This window comes from Novosphingobium sp. TH158 (assembly GCF_002855555.1).
Taxonomy (GTDB): Bacteria; Pseudomonadota; Alphaproteobacteria; order Sphingomonadales; family Sphingomonadaceae; genus Novosphingobium.
In genome coordinates this window covers 127,883-142,310 of the sequence record NZ_PKRT01000001.1, presented here as the reverse complement: position 1 = coordinate 142,310, position 14,428 = coordinate 127,883, and the positions used below count along the sequence as shown (strand labels likewise).

The 14,428-nt window shown below is 65.3% G+C and carries 16 protein-coding genes and 2 riboswitches; of the genes, 4 read left to right on the top strand and 12 right to left on the bottom strand.

Annotated elements, in window-relative coordinates; translation table 11 throughout:
• The first annotated feature begins 15 nt into the window (after positions 1–15).
• Both atpD and C0V78_RS00820 read left to right on the top strand, forming a co-directional pair.
• Positions 16–1,536, top strand: a complete 1,521-nt coding sequence (atpD, locus tag C0V78_RS00825; RefSeq protein ID WP_254049770.1) for a F0F1 ATP synthase subunit beta — start codon at positions 16–18, stop codon at positions 1,534–1,536.
• Positions 1,537–1,542: 6 nt separating this feature from the next.
• Positions 1,543–1,800, top strand: coding sequence for an ATP synthase F1 subunit epsilon (locus tag C0V78_RS00820; protein ID WP_101795999.1), 258 nt, complete (start codon positions 1,543–1,545; stop codon positions 1,798–1,800).
• A gap of 91 nt (positions 1,801–1,891) precedes the next feature.
• Here C0V78_RS00820 and C0V78_RS00815 read toward each other — a convergent pair whose 3' ends face one another.
• The 3 genes from C0V78_RS00815 to C0V78_RS00805 all read right to left on the bottom strand — a co-directional run bounded on the left by C0V78_RS00815 (position 1,892) and on the right by C0V78_RS00805 (position 3,647).
• Entirely contained in the window at positions 1,892–2,392 is a 501-nt protein-coding gene (locus C0V78_RS00815; RefSeq protein ID WP_254049769.1) for a DUF6265 family protein, read from the bottom strand.
• 63 nt (positions 2,393–2,455) lie between these two features.
• Positions 2,456–2,749 carry an HNH endonuclease gene (locus C0V78_RS00810; protein ID WP_101795998.1) on the bottom strand — a complete coding sequence of 98 codons (294 nt, stop codon included), beginning with the start codon at positions 2,747–2,749 and terminating at the stop codon, positions 2,456–2,458.
• On the bottom strand, positions 2,736–3,647 hold the full coding sequence (locus C0V78_RS00805; RefSeq protein ID WP_254049768.1) for a DMT family transporter: 912 nt from the start codon (positions 3,645–3,647) through the stop codon (positions 2,736–2,738). Before C0V78_RS00805 ends, C0V78_RS00810 begins: the two co-directional genes overlap by 14 nt.
• 180 nt (positions 3,648–3,827) lie before the next feature.
• Between C0V78_RS00805 and C0V78_RS00800 the strand changes: the two genes are divergently transcribed.
• Entirely contained in the window at positions 3,828–5,405 is a 1,578-nt protein-coding gene (locus C0V78_RS00800) for a CpaF family protein (protein ID WP_173843311.1), read from the top strand.
• Here the strand turns inward: C0V78_RS00800 and C0V78_RS00795 are convergent.
• Complete coding sequence (locus tag C0V78_RS00795) at positions 5,402–5,662, bottom strand: hypothetical protein (protein ID WP_254049767.1); 261 nt, start codon at positions 5,660–5,662, stop codon at positions 5,402–5,404. The two genes, C0V78_RS00800 and C0V78_RS00795, sit on opposite strands and share 4 nt — an antisense overlap.
• A gap of 55 nt (positions 5,663–5,717) precedes the next feature.
• Between C0V78_RS00795 and C0V78_RS00790 the strand changes: the two genes are divergently transcribed.
• A complete protein-coding gene (locus tag C0V78_RS00790) occupies positions 5,718–6,623 on the top strand; it encodes a DMT family transporter (RefSeq protein WP_254049766.1) in 906 nt (301 codons plus the stop codon).
• Here C0V78_RS00790 and C0V78_RS00785 read toward each other — a convergent pair.
• The 8 genes from C0V78_RS00785 to C0V78_RS00750 form a co-directional block, all read right to left on the bottom strand.
• Positions 6,620–7,126 carry a CcdC protein domain-containing protein gene (locus tag C0V78_RS00785; RefSeq protein WP_101795994.1) on the bottom strand — a complete coding sequence of 169 codons (507 nt, stop codon included), beginning with the start codon at positions 7,124–7,126 and terminating at the stop codon, positions 6,620–6,622. The two genes, C0V78_RS00790 and C0V78_RS00785, sit on opposite strands and share 4 nt — an antisense overlap.
• A gap of 6 nt (positions 7,127–7,132) precedes the next feature.
• Positions 7,133–8,701, bottom strand: a complete 1,569-nt coding sequence (gene gcvPB, locus C0V78_RS00780) for an aminomethyl-transferring glycine dehydrogenase subunit GcvPB (protein WP_101795993.1) — start codon at positions 8,699–8,701, stop codon at positions 7,133–7,135.
• Complete coding sequence (gene gcvPA / locus C0V78_RS00775) at positions 8,698–10,068, bottom strand: aminomethyl-transferring glycine dehydrogenase subunit GcvPA (protein WP_101795992.1); 1,371 nt, start codon at positions 10,066–10,068, stop codon at positions 8,698–8,700. Before gcvPA ends, gcvPB begins: the two co-directional genes overlap by 4 nt.
• 4 nt (positions 10,069–10,072) lie before the next feature.
• Positions 10,073–10,444: a glycine cleavage system protein GcvH gene (gene gcvH, locus C0V78_RS00770; RefSeq protein WP_101795991.1), complete on the bottom strand. Its 372-nt coding sequence runs from the start codon at positions 10,442–10,444 to the stop codon at positions 10,073–10,075.
• Between the two features lie 11 nt (positions 10,445–10,455).
• Positions 10,456–11,580, bottom strand: coding sequence for a glycine cleavage system aminomethyltransferase GcvT (gene gcvT / locus C0V78_RS00765; RefSeq protein WP_101795990.1), 1,125 nt, complete (start codon positions 11,578–11,580; stop codon positions 10,456–10,458).
• Between the two features lie 32 nt (positions 11,581–11,612).
• Positions 11,613–11,696, bottom strand: a riboswitch (glycine riboswitch).
• Positions 11,697–11,791, bottom strand: a riboswitch (glycine riboswitch).
• Positions 11,792–11,841: 50 nt separating this feature from the next.
• Positions 11,842–12,564, bottom strand: coding sequence for an NAD(P)H-binding protein (locus tag C0V78_RS00760; protein WP_101795989.1), 723 nt, complete (start codon positions 12,562–12,564; stop codon positions 11,842–11,844).
• Positions 12,557–13,720 (bottom strand): deoxyguanosinetriphosphate triphosphohydrolase, encoded by a 1,164-nt coding sequence (locus C0V78_RS00755; RefSeq protein ID WP_101795988.1) that lies wholly within the window; start codon positions 13,718–13,720, stop codon positions 12,557–12,559. The genes C0V78_RS00760 and C0V78_RS00755 overlap by 8 nt, the downstream gene beginning before the upstream one ends.
• Entirely contained in the window at positions 13,717–14,412 is a 696-nt protein-coding gene (locus C0V78_RS00750) for an aspartate/glutamate racemase family protein (RefSeq protein ID WP_101795987.1), read from the bottom strand. The genes C0V78_RS00755 and C0V78_RS00750 overlap by 4 nt, the downstream gene beginning before the upstream one ends.
• Positions 14,413–14,428: the final 16 nt, after the last annotated feature.

The following is a 14,428-nucleotide window of genomic DNA, read 5'->3' as shown; positions in this document are numbered from 1 at the left end:
GGCAAGGAAGAGACCATGGCCACCGCAGCCAAGACCAAGACCACCAAGGCCCCCGCCGCCAAGGCTCCGGCCAAGAAGGCCGCCACCAAGGCTGCCGCGAACGTCGTTGCCACCGGCAAGATCAGCCAGGTCATCGGCGCCGTCGTCGATGTGACCTTCGAAGGCGAACTGCCGGCGATCCTTTCGGCGCTCGAAACCGACAACAATGGCTCGCGCCTGGTTCTCGAAGTGGCGCAGCACCTCGGTGAGAACACCGTGCGCACCATCGCCATGGACTCGACCGACGGCCTGACCCGCGGCCAGCCGGTGGTCAACACCGGCGCGCAGATCTCGGTCCCCGTCGGTCCGGCGACGCTCGGTCGCATTCTCAACGTCATCGGCGAGCCGATCGACGAGCGTGGCCCCATCGCCACCGACATGACCGCGCCGATCCACGCCGAGGCACCGGCCTTCGTCGACCAGTCGACCGAAGCTTCGATCCTCGTCACCGGCATCAAGGTCATCGACCTGATCGCGCCTTATGCCAAGGGCGGCAAGATCGGCCTGTTCGGCGGCGCCGGCGTGGGCAAGACGGTTCTCATCCAGGAACTGATCAACAACATCGCCAAGGGCCACGGCGGCGTCTCGGTCTTCGCGGGTGTCGGTGAACGTACCCGTGAAGGTAACGACCTTTACCACGAATTCCTCGAAGCCGGCGTTATCGCCTCGGACGCCGACGGCAACGCCGTTTCGGAAGGTTCGAAGGTGGCGCTCGTGTTCGGCCAGATGAACGAACCCCCGGGCGCCCGCGCTCGCGTCGCTCTCTCGGGCCTGACCATGGCCGAATACTTCCGCGACCAGGAAGGCCAGGACGTTCTGTTCTTCGTCGACAACATCTTCCGCTTCACCCAGGCGGGTTCGGAAGTGTCGGCTCTGCTCGGCCGCATTCCTTCGGCCGTGGGTTACCAGCCGACCCTGTCGACCGACATGGGCGCGCTGCAGGAACGCATCACCTCGACCACCAAGGGCTCGATCACCTCGGTTCAGGCCATCTACGTGCCGGCCGACGACCTTACCGACCCTGCGCCGGCTACCTCGTTCGCTCACCTTGACGCGACGACCACGCTGAACCGCGCCATCTCGGAACTGGGCATCTACCCGGCCGTCGACCCGCTCGACTCGACCTCGCGCGTGCTCACCCCTGCCGTCGTCGGCCAGGAGCACTACGAGACGTCGCGTCGCGTTCAGGAAACGCTGCAGAAGTACAAGTCGCTTCAGGACATCATCGCCATTCTCGGCATGGACGAGCTTTCGGAAGAAGATAAGCTCACCGTTGCCCGCGCGCGCAAGATCCAGAAGTTCCTGTCGCAGCCGTTCCACGTCGCCGAAGTCTTCACCGGCATCCCCGGCAAGTTCGTGCAGATCGAAGACACGGTCCGCTCGTTCAAGGCGGTTGTCGATGGCGAATACGATCACCTTCCCGAAAACGCCTTCTACATGGTCGGCGGCATCGACGAAGCGATCGAAAAGGCCAAGAAGCTGGCCGAAGAGGCGTAATCACTCATGTCCCTGCACTTCGAACTCGTCACCCCGGCAAAGCTCGTCCGCTCCGAGGACGTCCACATGGTGGTCGTCCCCGGTTCCGAGGGCGACTTCGGCGTGCTGGAAGGCCATGCCCCGGTGATGTCCACGATCCGCGACGGTGCCCTGCTGGTCTACAAGACCGCCGGCGCCGCGCCTGAAGAGATCCGCGTTCAGGGTGGTTTCGCCGAAGTTGGCGACACCGGCCTGACGGTTCTTGCCGAGCACGTCGAGGGCTGATCCCTCAGACAGCACGGGATAGGGAAAAGGCGGCTCTCGGGCCGCCTTTTTCGTTTTCAGTGTCCCGGCCTCCCGGCCTTTGCGGCAAGAATCAGGGCACAGCCGGTGGCGGCGTTTCAAGCACGGGGGCCGCAACCGGGCGGTAATTGAAGCGCACGGCCTTCGATCCGTCGATCTTCGAGATTTCGGCCATCAGCAACTGGCCCTGCCGCCAATACCGGATGCGCTGGGGATAATCGTGCGCCGGGTTGGCAAACTCGATCGCATTCTCGCTTTTCACCGCCAAGGGAAATTCCGAGGGCGGGCGGCCGAACGGCTGGGCAAAAAAGGCGATCGTGCCGTCCTTCTTGCGCTGGATGCGGGTGACTTCCCAGGTGTCCAGCTGCGCGCCGAAACCGATGCGGGCCATGCCGATCATCACGCCGCCGCGCGGAGACATCCACACCTCGTCCCCCCATATCGATCCATCCTGCATCGTCCAGGTACCGGCCATCCATTCGGGCAGGCCATCGTCTGCCGATTGCGCCAGCGCGGGACCGGCCGGAACCAGGGCCAGGGCGGCAAGCGCTGCGATCATCGAACCGGTTTTCATCGGCATCCCCCTGAAACAGATGGCAGGAACATAGGCACTGCGGGCACGGCGATAAACCCGGCCTTAACGACGGGGAGAAGTGCGCGCGTGGAAATCTGGCGGTTTGTTCTCGATCCACTTGAGGAAGCCGGCGATTGCCGGATTGAGGCACAGCAAGGCGCGCTCTGCGCCCATGCGTTGAAGTTCGGTATTGCTGAAGGTGGCGTGGAGCGTGCGATGGCAGATCGGGTGCAACGCCACCGTTTCGCGCCCGCCCTTGCTCTTGGGAACCGGGTGGTGCCATTCGATGCGGTGGCCTAGGTCGCGGTTGCAGAGCCAGCAGCGCGCGGGATCCGCCCGGCGATCACCGGGCTTCATGCGCCGCCTGCCGCGCTCCTGCCCGCCACAGCCACAGCCCTGCCCCGACAATCAGGGCAGAACCGAACAGGGTGGGTCCGTCAGGCCAGTCGTTGAACAGCACGATGCCCAGCACGGTGGCGACGAGGAGCTGCACGTAGGTCATCGGTGCGATCGCCGCAGCCCCTGCCCTTGCCGTGCCCTTGAAAATCGCCCAGTGCGCCGCGCTGGCGGAAACGGCAACCACGGCGCAGCGGGCAAGGATGGTCCAGTCAGGCACGGCCACGGCCAGCCGCGGCTCGCTGGTGAAGGTGCCCAGGAAGGTCGCCACGACAAGCAGCGGCGCGGCCATGATCGCAACGAAGAACTGCGAGGCAAGCGCGCTCGCCTTGCCCGCCACGGCCCGGTTGCCGATCATCAGCAGGCTCATGCCGATGGCGCTGAGCAGGGGCAGCAGCGCCGCCAGACCCAATTCCGCGAGATTCGGCCGCAGCACGATCAGCATGCCGACGAAGGCCAGGACGCTCGCCAGCCACGTCTCGCGGCGGGCGGGCTCGCCCAGGAACAGCGCGGAGAGCAAGGCGGTGATCATCGGGCTGGTAAAGGTGATTGCCGTTGCCTCGGCCAGCGGCATCAGGAAAACCGCCGAAAAGAACCCCAGGGTCGCAATCGCCACGCCAAAACCGCGCAGCGCCTGCAGCGCCGGGCTTGGCATGGCGAACCCCTCGCGCCCCTCACGCCAGGCCAGCAGCAGGCCCAGCCCAGCGGCCCCCAGAACATAGCGCGTCGCCGCGATCGCCGTGGGTGCCCAGGCGCCCGCGATGGACTTGATCACGGCATCGCCGGTGGAAAGCAGGACGAAGCCGGCCAGCGCCCAGGCCAGGCCGCTGCGTTCGGTATGGTGCAGGCTAATCGGCAATCTCCCGGAGGCCCGGGGCCCCCAAATTTTCACCCGTTTACAGCCAGCAAACCATATCGGGCAACTCTTTGGCCGGGCATTTAGGAAGTTTTCAAAGTTTCAACCATATATCGCCACCCATCATATGGGCTTGCTGCATCCCCGTGCGCGGTGGTGCCGGCAGGCAGCAAGGACGGGCAGATGAGTGCATTCGGGCGGAAAACTGGTGTAGGCGCGATGTCGCCTGGGGCGCGGCCCCAGTTCGGCGTGGCCAAGCCGATGCGCGGCGGAGCCGGCGGAATGCCCGATTCGGGCATGGGCGGCGTGCCCGGCGGCCCCGGAGGCATGGGTTCGGTGCCGATGCCGGGTGGCCTGCCCGGTGGCGATCAGTTCCCGCCCCTGCCCTCTGCGGAAGAATCGCGCCCTGCCGATACTGGATCGCTGAAGGCAGACGCGATGACGCGCCTGGCCGATCGCGCCAACGGCATTGTCGAGAACCAGTCCCAGCTCGAAGGCTTCGAGGCCTCGGTCCACAAGATCAAGGAACAGGTGCTGCCGCGCCTGCTCGAACGCGTCGATCCCGAGGCGGCGGCCACGCTAACCAAGGACGAGCTTTCCGAAGAATTCCGCCCGATCATCCTTGAGGTGCTCGCGGAACTGAAGATCACCCTCAACCGCCGCGAACAGTTCGCGCTGGAAAAGGTGCTGATCGACGAGCTGCTTGGCTTCGGACCGCTGGAAGAGCTGCTGAACGATCCGGACGTGTCCGATATCATGGTCAACGGCCCGGACCAGACCTACATCGAAAAGAAGGGCAAGCTGACCCTTTCGACCATCCGCTTCCGCGACGAACAGCACCTGTTCCAGATCGCCCAGCGCATCGTCAACCAGGTCGGCCGCCGTGTCGACCAGACCACGCCGCTCGCCGACGCCCGCCTCAAGGACGGCAGCCGTGTCAACGTCATCGTACCGCCGCTGTCGCTGCGCGGCACCGCCATCTCTATTCGTAAGTTCTCCGAGAAGCCGATCACCCTTGATATGCTCAAGGACTTCGGCTCGATGAACGAGAAGATGTGCACGGCGCTGAAGATTGCCGGCGCGTGCCGCATGAACATCGTCATCTCGGGCGGTACCGGTTCGGGTAAGACGACCATGCTTAACGCCCTGTCGAAGATGATCGACCCGGGCGAGCGCGTGCTGACGATCGAAGACGCGGCCGAACTTCGCCTGCAACAGCCGCACTGGCTGCCGCTCGAAACCCGCCCGCCGAACCTTGAAGGCCAGGGCGCGATCACCATCGGCGATCTTGTGAAGAACGCCCTGCGTATGCGTCCTGACCGCATCATCCTGGGCGAAATCCGCGGCGCGGAGTGTTTCGACCTCCTCGCCGCGATGAACACCGGTCACGACGGTTCGATGTGTACGCTGCACGCCAACAGCCCGCGCGAATGCCTTGGCCGTATGGAAAACATGATCATGATGGGCGACATCAAGATCCCGAAGGAGGCGATCAGCCGCCAGATCGCGGAATCGGTAGACCTCATCGTGCAGGTCAAGCGCCTGCGCGACGGCTCGCGCCGCACGACCAACGTGACCGAGGTTATCGGCATGGAAGGCGATGTGATCGTGACGCAAGAACTGTTCAAGTTCGAGTATCTGGACGAATCCGAAGACGGCAAAATCATTGGCGAATTCCGCAGTTCGGGCCTGCGCCCCTACACGCTGGAAAAGGCCCGCCAGTTCGGCTTCGACCAGGCTTACCTGGAGGCCTGCCTCTAAGGCCTGAGCCAGCTTTTCAGCGCGGCAACCAGCAGGACGCAGCCGATCAGCAGCGTCCAGAAGAACAGCGTTGTCCAATCGATGACGCCGACGGCATCGGGATTGGTCCGGTGCCGACGCCGGTAATCGCGCCACCATGCAAAGGCAGCGAGGCCAAGCGCCAGCAGGCCGGGCAACAGCAGCCAGCGCACGCGATCATCATCCAGCCAGTCAGGCACCATGCCAGCGCCCTGCACCAGCACGGGCCGGTGCGCCACAGGGAATTGCGACGGGCGAATTTGCTTCGCAGGCCCGTGCCGCTATGGCCGGGCCATGGAACGTCCGCAGCGCCCGCTTTATGCCCTTGTCCTGCGGCTGGGGGCGGCCTTCGTCTTCGGCACGATGTTCATGGTCATCAAATATGCCGGAGAGGCCGGCATTTCCGTGCCCGAGATCATGTTCTGGCGGCAGGCCGCCTGCCTGCCGGTGATCGCGCTGTGGCTGGGGCTGACGGGGCACTTCCACGAAATCCGCACCAATCGCATCGGCAATCACGCCGGGCGCGCAATGGTGGGCATGACCAACATGTCGCTGATTTTCACCGGCACCGTCCTGCTGCCGCTGGCCGAATCGACAACGCTGAGCTTCGCCTCGCCGCTGTTCGCCGTGCTGCTCGCCGCCCTGTTCCTCAAGGACAAGGTCGGCCCGTGGCGGTGGTCGGCCGTCCTGCTCGGGTTTGCCGGGGTGGTGATCGTCGCGCAACCGGGGGGCGAGCCGGTATCCTCGCTGGGCGTCGGGCTGATGCTGACCGGCGCTTTCCTGATCGCCATCATCAATTTCCAGATCCGCGATCTTGCCCGCACCGAAAGCTCTGCCTGCATCGTCTTCTGGTTTTCGCTGTTCGGCACGCTGCTCATGGCGCCGCTGATGCCTTTCTTCATGACCGATTACACACCCTTCGAGTGGTTCCTGGTCCTGACGATGGGCGTAACCGGGGCAATCGGCCAAATGCTGCTGACGGCATCGCTGCGTCACGGCGCGGTCGCCAGCGTGATCGTGATGGATTACAGCCAGCTGATCTGGGCAACGATCTATGGCTGGCTTGTCTGGGACCGGTTCCCCAATGCCACGCTGTTCCTGGGCGCGCCGCTGATCATCGCTGCCGGGGCAATCATCGCCTTTCGCGAACAACGTCTGGCCAAGCGGCGGCCGGACGAACCGTCGGCCCTTTCGGATTAGCGATTGGCGGAAAGGGCCACTGCCCGGCGCCACATCTCCAGCCGCATGCCGATTACCATGCCCAGGGCAAAGCCCAGCAGGGCATCGGTAAACAGCGGCAGCGCCGGCGGCCCGGCGTAGGCGCCAGAAGGCTGACCACCTCCCTGCGGCAGGAACAGCCGCTTGAGAAAGAACAGCGCTAGGATGAACAGGAAGGCCGCGGGTGACTGCCGCACCATGATCTGACCGCTACCCGGATCAACCTCCATCCGCATCATCCGCCCGCGCTGCCAGCCCACCGCCAGCCCCAGCACGATGCCGAGCGCGAAGACCGCCCAGCCCTGCCCTCCCGGCGGCACGACATAGAGCGCGAAACCGACCAGAGCAGCCAAGACGACCGGCCCCAGCCACATTCGCTGCGGATGCAGTGGCACTGGCGTCTTGATGCTGCGCCAGCGAAGGATCATCACAAAAGCGGCAATCACCAGCGGTATCAGCGATCGCAGAATCTGGTGCTTGTCCATGCGCCGCTATTCCCCCGCCGACTCCTTCCAAGTCAGCACAGGCTTACGCGCCGCCAGCGTCTCGTCAAGTCGGCGGCGCGGGGCATGGTGCGGCGCGCTCTTCAGGCTCGGATCGGCGTTGCGTGCGCGAGCGGCAAGGCTGCGCATCGAACCGATAAAGCGATCCAGCCCGTCCTTGCTTTCCGTTTCGGTCGGCTCGACCAGCATGGCGCCGTGGACAACCAGCGGGAAATAGACCGTCATCGGGTGGAAGCCCTCGTCGATCAGGCCCTTGGCGATGTCGAGCGTGGTGAATCCTTCGGGCAGGCCATCGTCGCTGAACAGCGCTTCGTGCATGCATGGCCCCGCCTTGGCGAAGGGGGCATTCAGCACATCTTCCAGGCTGCGCAGAACGTAGTTGGCGTTAAGCACCGCGTCTTCCGCCGCCTGCCGCAGTCCATCGGCCCCGTGGCCGAGGATATAGGTCAGCGCGCGGGTGAACATGCCCATCTGCCCGTGGAAAGCAGCCATGCGCCCGAATGCCTGCGAATGGCCAAACCCTTCCGCGTCCTCTTCCTCGACGAGATGGACCACGCCATCGGCAGTCTTCGCGGTGAACGGCAGCGGTCCGAAAGGCGAGAGGGCTTCTGACAGCACCACCGGCCCCGAACCCGGACCGCCACCGCCGTGCGGGGTGGAGAAGGTCTTGTGCAGGTTGATGTGCATGGCATCGATGCCCAAGTCGCCGGGGCGCACCTTGCCGACCACCGCGTTGAAGTTCGCGCCATCGCAATAGACATAGCCGCCGGCCGCATGGACCGCGTCGGAGATCGCCTTCATGTCGCGCTCGAACAGGCCGCAGGTGTTAGGGTTGGTGATCATCACCCCCGCAACATCCGGGCCGAGGCGGCCGATCAGCGCCTGCAGGTCAACGCGGCCATCCTCGGTCGCCGGGATGCTCTCCACCGAGAAGCCGGCGAAAGCGGCAGTCGCCGGATTGGTGCCGTGCGCGCTTTCCGGCACGAGGATCAGCTTGCGGTCCTCTCCGCGCGCCTCGATCGCGGCCTTGATGCACAGCAGCCCGCACAGTTCGCCATGCGCGCCGGCCTTGGGCGTCATGGCAACGCCGTGCATGCCGGTCAGCTCGATCAGCCAGTGGGCCAACTCGTTGATCGCCTCAAGCGCGCCGCGCACGGTCTGCTGCGGCTGCAGCGGGTGAACGTCGGCAAAGCCCGGCAGGCGGGCCATCTTCTCGTTCAGGCGCGGGTTGTGCTTCATCGTGCACGAACCGAGCGGGAACGGCCCGAGGTCGATGGCGTAGTTCTGGCGGGAAAGGCGCGTGTAATGGCGCACGGTTTCCGGCTCCGACAGGCCGGGCAGCGCGGGTGCCGCCTTGCGCAGGAACCTGGTCAGCCCGGGCAGGACTTCGCCCCGGGGCTCGTCCATGTCGACACCGCAGGTGCCGGGGCGGCCTAGTTCGAAGATCAGCTTTTCCTCAAGCGCAAGGCCCCTGTCCCCGCTCGCCGTGGCAAGGTTCAGGTCTTCGCCTGCTGCGCCCATCTCGGGGCGCCAGCCGGATGCATTCACGGCGTTCATGCGGGGACTCCTTCCAGCACTTCGCTGAGCGCCGAGGCCAGCGCGGCAATGTCTTCATCGGTGGTCAGCTCGCTGGCGCAGACGACCAGCCCGTTCGCCAGCGACGTCTCCCCGGGATAGAGGCGACCCAGCGAAACGCCGCCCAGGACGCGCCGATCCGCCAGTTCGCGCACCACTTCACGCGCATCGCGCGGCAGCACGACGGTGAATTCATTGACATAGGCATCGTTGAGCACGCTCACGCCCGGAATCGCCGCCAGCGCATCGGCGGTGCGGCGCGCGGCCTGGTGGTTGAGCCGGGCCAGCTTCGCCAGCCCTTCTCCGCCCAGCAGGGTCATGTGGATGCTGAACGCCAGCGCGCAGAGGCCCGCGTTGGTGCAGATGTTGCTCGTCGCCTTTTCGCGGCGGATATGCTGCTCGCGCGTCGAGAGCGTCAGGACAAAGCCGCGCTTGCCCTCGGCATCGACAGTCTGGCCGCAGAGGCGCCCGGGCATCTGGCGGACATACTTTTCGCGGCAGCCGAACAGGCCAAGGTGAGGTCCGCCGAAATTAAGCCCGACGCCAAGCGACTGCCCCTCGCCCACGACGATATCAGCTCCGATATGGCCCGGCGCCTCGATCAGGCCGAGGGCGACCGGCTCAGTCACCACAGCGATCAGCAGCGCACCCTTGGCCTGGGCAGCCGCGGCAATCGCGGCGAGATCGGGAATGCGGCCCAGCACATCGGGATACTGGACGACGACGCAGCTTGTCTCGCCATCGATCGCGGCGATCACCTCGGCATCGTCGGCCGAGCCTGAAAGCTGCGGCGCACGGGCATCGATCACGTCGCCGGTGAAGTGCGCCATGGTGCGGCAAGTTTCGACGTAATGCGGATGAAGTCCGCCCGAGATCACGGCCTTCCTGCGCCGGGTGACGCGGGCGGCCATGGCCACGGCTTCCCAGCACCCGGTCGAGCCATCGTACATCGAGGCATTGGCCACATCGGTGCCCAGCAGGCGCGCGACCTGGGTCTGGAACTCGAACAGCACCTGCAAGGTGCCCTGCGCGATTTCCGGCTGGTAGGGCGTATAAGCGGTGAGGAATTCACCGCGCTGGATCAGGTGATCCACCGAAGCCGGCACATGGTGGCGATAGGCCCCTGCCCCCAGGAAGAACGGCGCCGCGCCGGCCGAAAGGTTCTTCGCCGCAAGGGCCGACATGTGCCGTTCCACCGCCATCTCGCTGGCATGGAGCGGAAGCCCGGGCACGGGTCCGGGAAGGCGCGCGGCGGCTGGAACATCCTCGAACAGCGCATCGACGCTGTCCACGCCGATCACGCCCAGCATTTCGGCGCGTTCGGCCGGGGTCAGGGGAAGGTAACGCATTGGCTCAGAGCCCCTTGATGAAGTCCTTGTAGGCGGCCTCGTCCATCAGGCCATCGAGCTCGGCAGCATCGGACAGGGTCAGGCGAAACAGCCAGCCACCCTGCTCGGCATCTTCGTTGACCAGTTCGGGCGCATCGGAAAGTGCGCCGTTGACCGCGCTGACCGTGCCGCTGACCGGCGTGTAGACGTCGCTCGCCGCCTTCACCGAATCGACGACGCAGGCGCTGTCGCCCTTGGCGAAGCTTGCACCCTCTTCGGGCAGGTCGACGAAGGTGATGTCGCCAAGCTGGCCTTGCGCGTAATCGGTGATGCCAACGGTGCCGAGGTCTCCGACAACGTCGATCCATTCGTGTTCTTCAGTGAAATAGCGGGCCATGGAACTGCTCCTCAGCGATGATAGCGATGGGGTACGAAAGGCATGGGAACGACACGGGCAGGCAGGCGCTTGCCCCGTACGTCGATCTCCACCGCCGTGCCCTCGGCCGCGAATTCGCTGGCGACATAGGCGGTGGCGATGGGGTGGTTGAGGCTGGGCGAAAAGCCGCCCGAGGTCAGCTTGCCGACAAGCTCGCCGCCGGCATAAACCTCCGCGCCCTCGCGCGCGGCCTGGCGGCCTTCAAGCGCAAGTCCGACCCAGCGGCGCGCAGTGCCTTCGGCCAGCTCGCGCTGGATGCGCTCCGCGCCGGGAAAACCGCCCTCGGCACGGCGGCGCTTGTTGATGCCGAAAATCAGCCCTGCCTCGATCGGCGAGGTATCCGGCCCAAGGTCATGGCCGTAGAGCGGCAGGCCAGCCTCAAGCCGCAGGCTGTCGCGCGCACCAAGGCCGATGGGCTTCACTTCCGGCTCGCCGCACAAAAGGCCCGCCACTTCTGCTGCCGCCTCGGCCGGGATCGAAATCTCGAACCCGTCCTCGCCGGTATAGCCCGAACGGCTGATCGTGGCGGGATGGCCGGCAATGGTGAAATGGCCAAGCTTCATGAAAGTCAGCGCCGAAACGCCGGGAGCATGGCGTTCCAGCGCTGCGGAGGCCTTGGGCCCCTGCAGCGCCAGCAGCGCCTGCTCGTCCAGGTGGTTGATCGTGACTTCGTCCGGCAGGGCCTCGCGCAGGGTGCCGATATCGTCCCACTTGGTCGCCCCGTTGACCACCATGTACAGCTTGTCGGGCCAGCGCTGGACCATCAGGTCGTCAAGCACCCCGCCCTCCTCGTCGAGCAGCAGCGAGTAGCGTTGCTGGCCAAGCTTCAGGGTCGAAAGGTCGATCGGCAGCACCGCTTCCACGGCGGCTTCAAGGCCTTCGCCCGAGAGCAGCAGCTGGCCCATGTGGGAAACGTCGAACAGGCCGGCGTTTTCACGCGTCCAGAGGTGTTCGGCGATGATGCCTTCGTACTGGACGGGCATCCAGTATCCGGCGAATTCGACCATGCGGCCGCCCTTGTCGCGATGCCAGGCATCGAGCGGCAGGGTCAGTACTTCGACCGCATCTTCATCAATGTTATCGTTAGCTTCGCTCAAGACACGGCTCCGCAACAGTCAGCACACCATTCGGTGCCCCCTCTGTCACGGAAGCCTGAGAGCATTACCCCTTCGGCGCCCCGGATCAGGTCCGGGGTCTTTCCAGAGCGTCGCTATTGGCCGGCGCGGTCCCTTGTGCCTGAGAGTTTCCGGGGCGGTTGCTCCTTCGGCGTCCGGTGACGAATCACAGGATCTCTCCCGCGCGTCCAGCGACGGACCGGCTCTGGCTTCCCGCGCGGTGAGAGTCAACCGCGCGCCGGCCTATTCCACAGCCACCCCGTGGACCGCGCGGCGCACACTCTGCTCCAGCGCCTGCCGGCGGATCGCGCGCAGGATCTCGTCATGTTCGTACATGAAACGACCGCGCACCTTCTGGTGAGCCAGGGCCAGGATGGCCTGCGACAGGACATCGACGTGGATCGAGCGGAAGCGGCGGTACTTGCCCTGCAACAGCAGATCGAGAACAGGGCTGAGGAACTGCGCGATCCGTTCCAGTGGGCGCAATTCCTTGCGCGGACCGATCAGCAGGCCGGGGCGCAGCACGTCGACACGATGGAATCCGATGCGGGCCAGCTGGTCTTCCACTTCGCCCTTCACGCGCGGGTAAAGGTACTTCGCATTGCGGGCCGCACCCGCCGAGGAAACCAGGATGACCTGCCGCGCACCGGCGGCAAGGCCCCAGCGGGCGCAATCGAGCACCAGCTTTTCATCGACCAGGCGGAATTGCGCCTCGCTCTTTTCGGCCTTTTTCCAGGTCGTGCCCAGCGCGATCACCAGCACGTCCGGCTGGGCCGCGGCAATGGCGTCCTGCCAGCCGGTCGTGGGCGCCAGCAGCACTTCCATCCGCGCGCCCTTGGGCAGATCCGCCTCGTTGCGCGATACGGCCACCAGCCGCACGTCGGTGCGCCCGACACAGGCTTCGATCAGCGCCGATCCGACAAGCCCCGTCGCGCCGACCAGACAGATGCGCACCTGCCTAGACATTGCTCAGGCCCTCCGGGGTCTCGCCGAAGATGCGGGCATAGGCGGAAATGGCAAAGCGGTCGGTCATGCCGGCGATGTAGTCGGCAATATGGCGGCTGCGATCGGGCTCGGCCTCGTGGCTGCGCTGCGCCCAGGCAGCGCCCATCAGCGCCGGATCGGCGGAATAGGCGGCAAACAGACCGGCTGTTACGCGGCGGGCGCGCTCTGCGGTTTCGATCTGTTCGGGGTGGTAATAGAGACGCTGGTACATGAACTCTTTCAGCTGCCGTTCCTGCTCGGCCACCTCGGGTGAGAAGCAGGCGAGCATCCTGCCCGATTTGCGCACGGCATCGGCCGATTCAAGCCCCTTCACGTTCTCTCGCGTGGTCGCGACAAGATCGTTTACCATCCAGCCGATCTGGCTACGCACCAGTTCGCGCAGCTGTCGGTCGCGCGGGGCACCGGGATAGCGGGCCTCGACCGCGCGCCAGTGGTCGGCCACGAAATCAAGCGTCAGCAGGTCGTCAAGCTCGAGAAAGCCAGCGCGCAGGCCATCGTCGATATCGTGGTTGTCATAGGCAATGTCGTCCGACAGCGCCGCCACCTGACCTTCAAGGCCGCACCAGTCCGAAAGGCCCAGCGGGAATGCGGCATCCAGCTCGGCCAGGGCCCAGTTCGGCTCGCTAACCGGGCCGTTGTGCTTGGCCAGCCCTTCAAGCAGTTCCCATGTCAGGTTCAGCCCGTCGAACTCGCAATAGGGGCTTTCCAGCCGCATCAGCGTGCGCAGGCAATGGGCGTTGTGATCGAAGCCGCCGTGCTCCTTCAACGCCTCGTCCAGCGCGTCCTCGCCCGAATGCCCGAAAGGCGGATGGCCGATATCATGGGCAAGGCACAGCGCCTCGGTCAGGTCCTCGTCCACGCCGAGCGCACGCGCGACGGTGCGGCCGATCTGCGCCACTTCCAGGCTGTGCGTAAGACGGACGCGGTAATGATCGCCATCGGGTGCGATGAACACCTGTGTCTTGTGCCGCAGCCGGCGGAAGGCGATCGAATGGATGATCCGGTCGCGGTCGCGCTGGAACGGCCCGCGCGGCCCGCGCGTCAGCCCATCCGCCGCAGCGAATTCGCGACCCCGGCTATGCGCCGGATCGCAGGCATAGGGCGCGCGCTGGCTCATTCCCCTCCCAGGATCCACTCCGCCGCCGCCTCGGCATGGATGCGGGTGCAATCGTAGACCGGCAGGACCGAGGCATCGACGTCAACCAGCATTTCCAGTTCCGTGCAACCCAGGACCACGGCCTGCGCGCCATCCTGGCCCAGGTTGGTAAGGATCGTCTTCAGCTCGCGCTGCGCATTGCGGCTTGCCTTGCCGAGCACCAGTTCATCGTAGATCACGTGATCGAGCGTATCGACGAATGCCATTTCCGGCGGCAGCAGTTCGATATCGCGCTCGATCAGCTTCTGGCGATAGAAGCTTTCCAGCATGACGTTGCGCGTGCCGATCAGCGCCACCTTGCGCCGGCCATCGCGCGCTACGCGATCGGCAACGCATTCTGCGATGTGGATCACCGGCACTTCGACGGCGGCGGCTACCTGGTCATAGACCTTGTGCATCGAGTTCGCGCCGATGACGATGGCACTCGCGCCGGCCTTTTCCAGCCGGCGCGCGGACTTTGCCAGCACTTCTGCGGCGCGCTTCCATTCATCGGCGGTGGACAGGCGCTGCAGGTCTGCGAAATCGAGGCTTTCGATCAGCAGCGGCGCGGAATGGCGCTGCCCCGCGCGCTTCTGCACGATGCGGTTGATGTGTTCGTAATAGGTGCGGGTCGAGAACCACGACATGCCGCCAATAAGGCCGAGTTTGCGCAACGCCAATTCTCCCAGG

Excerpts from the sequence above, each read along its gene's own strand:
- C0V78_RS00760 (WP_101795989.1), bottom strand. The coding sequence starts at position 12,564 with ATGTCTAGGCAGGTGCGCATCTGTCTGGTCGGCGCGACGGGGCTTGTC.
- atpD (WP_254049770.1), top strand. The coding sequence starts at position 16 with ATGGCCACCGCAGCCAAGACCAAGACCACCAAGGCCCCCGCCGCCAAG.
- C0V78_RS00785 (WP_101795994.1), bottom strand. The coding sequence starts at position 7,126 with ATGGACAAGCACCAGATTCTGCGATCGCTGATACCGCTGGTGATTGCC.
- gcvH (WP_101795991.1), bottom strand. The coding sequence starts at position 10,444 with ATGGCCCGCTATTTCACTGAAGAACACGAATGGATCGACGTTGTCGGA.
- gcvPA (WP_101795992.1), bottom strand. The coding sequence starts at position 10,068 with ATGCGTTACCTTCCCCTGACCCCGGCCGAACGCGCCGAAATGCTGGGC.
- gcvPB (WP_101795993.1), bottom strand. The coding sequence starts at position 8,701 with ATGAACGCCGTGAATGCATCCGGCTGGCGCCCCGAGATGGGCGCAGCA.
- C0V78_RS00790 (WP_254049766.1), top strand. The coding sequence starts at position 5,718 with ATGGAACGTCCGCAGCGCCCGCTTTATGCCCTTGTCCTGCGGCTGGGG.
- C0V78_RS00800 (WP_173843311.1), top strand. The coding sequence starts at position 3,828 with ATGAGTGCATTCGGGCGGAAAACTGGTGTAGGCGCGATGTCGCCTGGG.
- C0V78_RS00755 (WP_101795988.1), bottom strand. The coding sequence starts at position 13,720 with ATGAGCCAGCGCGCGCCCTATGCCTGCGATCCGGCGCATAGCCGGGGT.
- C0V78_RS00810 (WP_101795998.1), bottom strand. The coding sequence starts at position 2,749 with ATGAAGCCCGGTGATCGCCGGGCGGATCCCGCGCGCTGCTGGCTCTGC.
- C0V78_RS00815 (WP_254049769.1), bottom strand. The coding sequence starts at position 2,392 with ATGAAAACCGGTTCGATGATCGCAGCGCTTGCCGCCCTGGCCCTGGTT.
- C0V78_RS00820 (WP_101795999.1), top strand. The coding sequence starts at position 1,543 with ATGTCCCTGCACTTCGAACTCGTCACCCCGGCAAAGCTCGTCCGCTCC.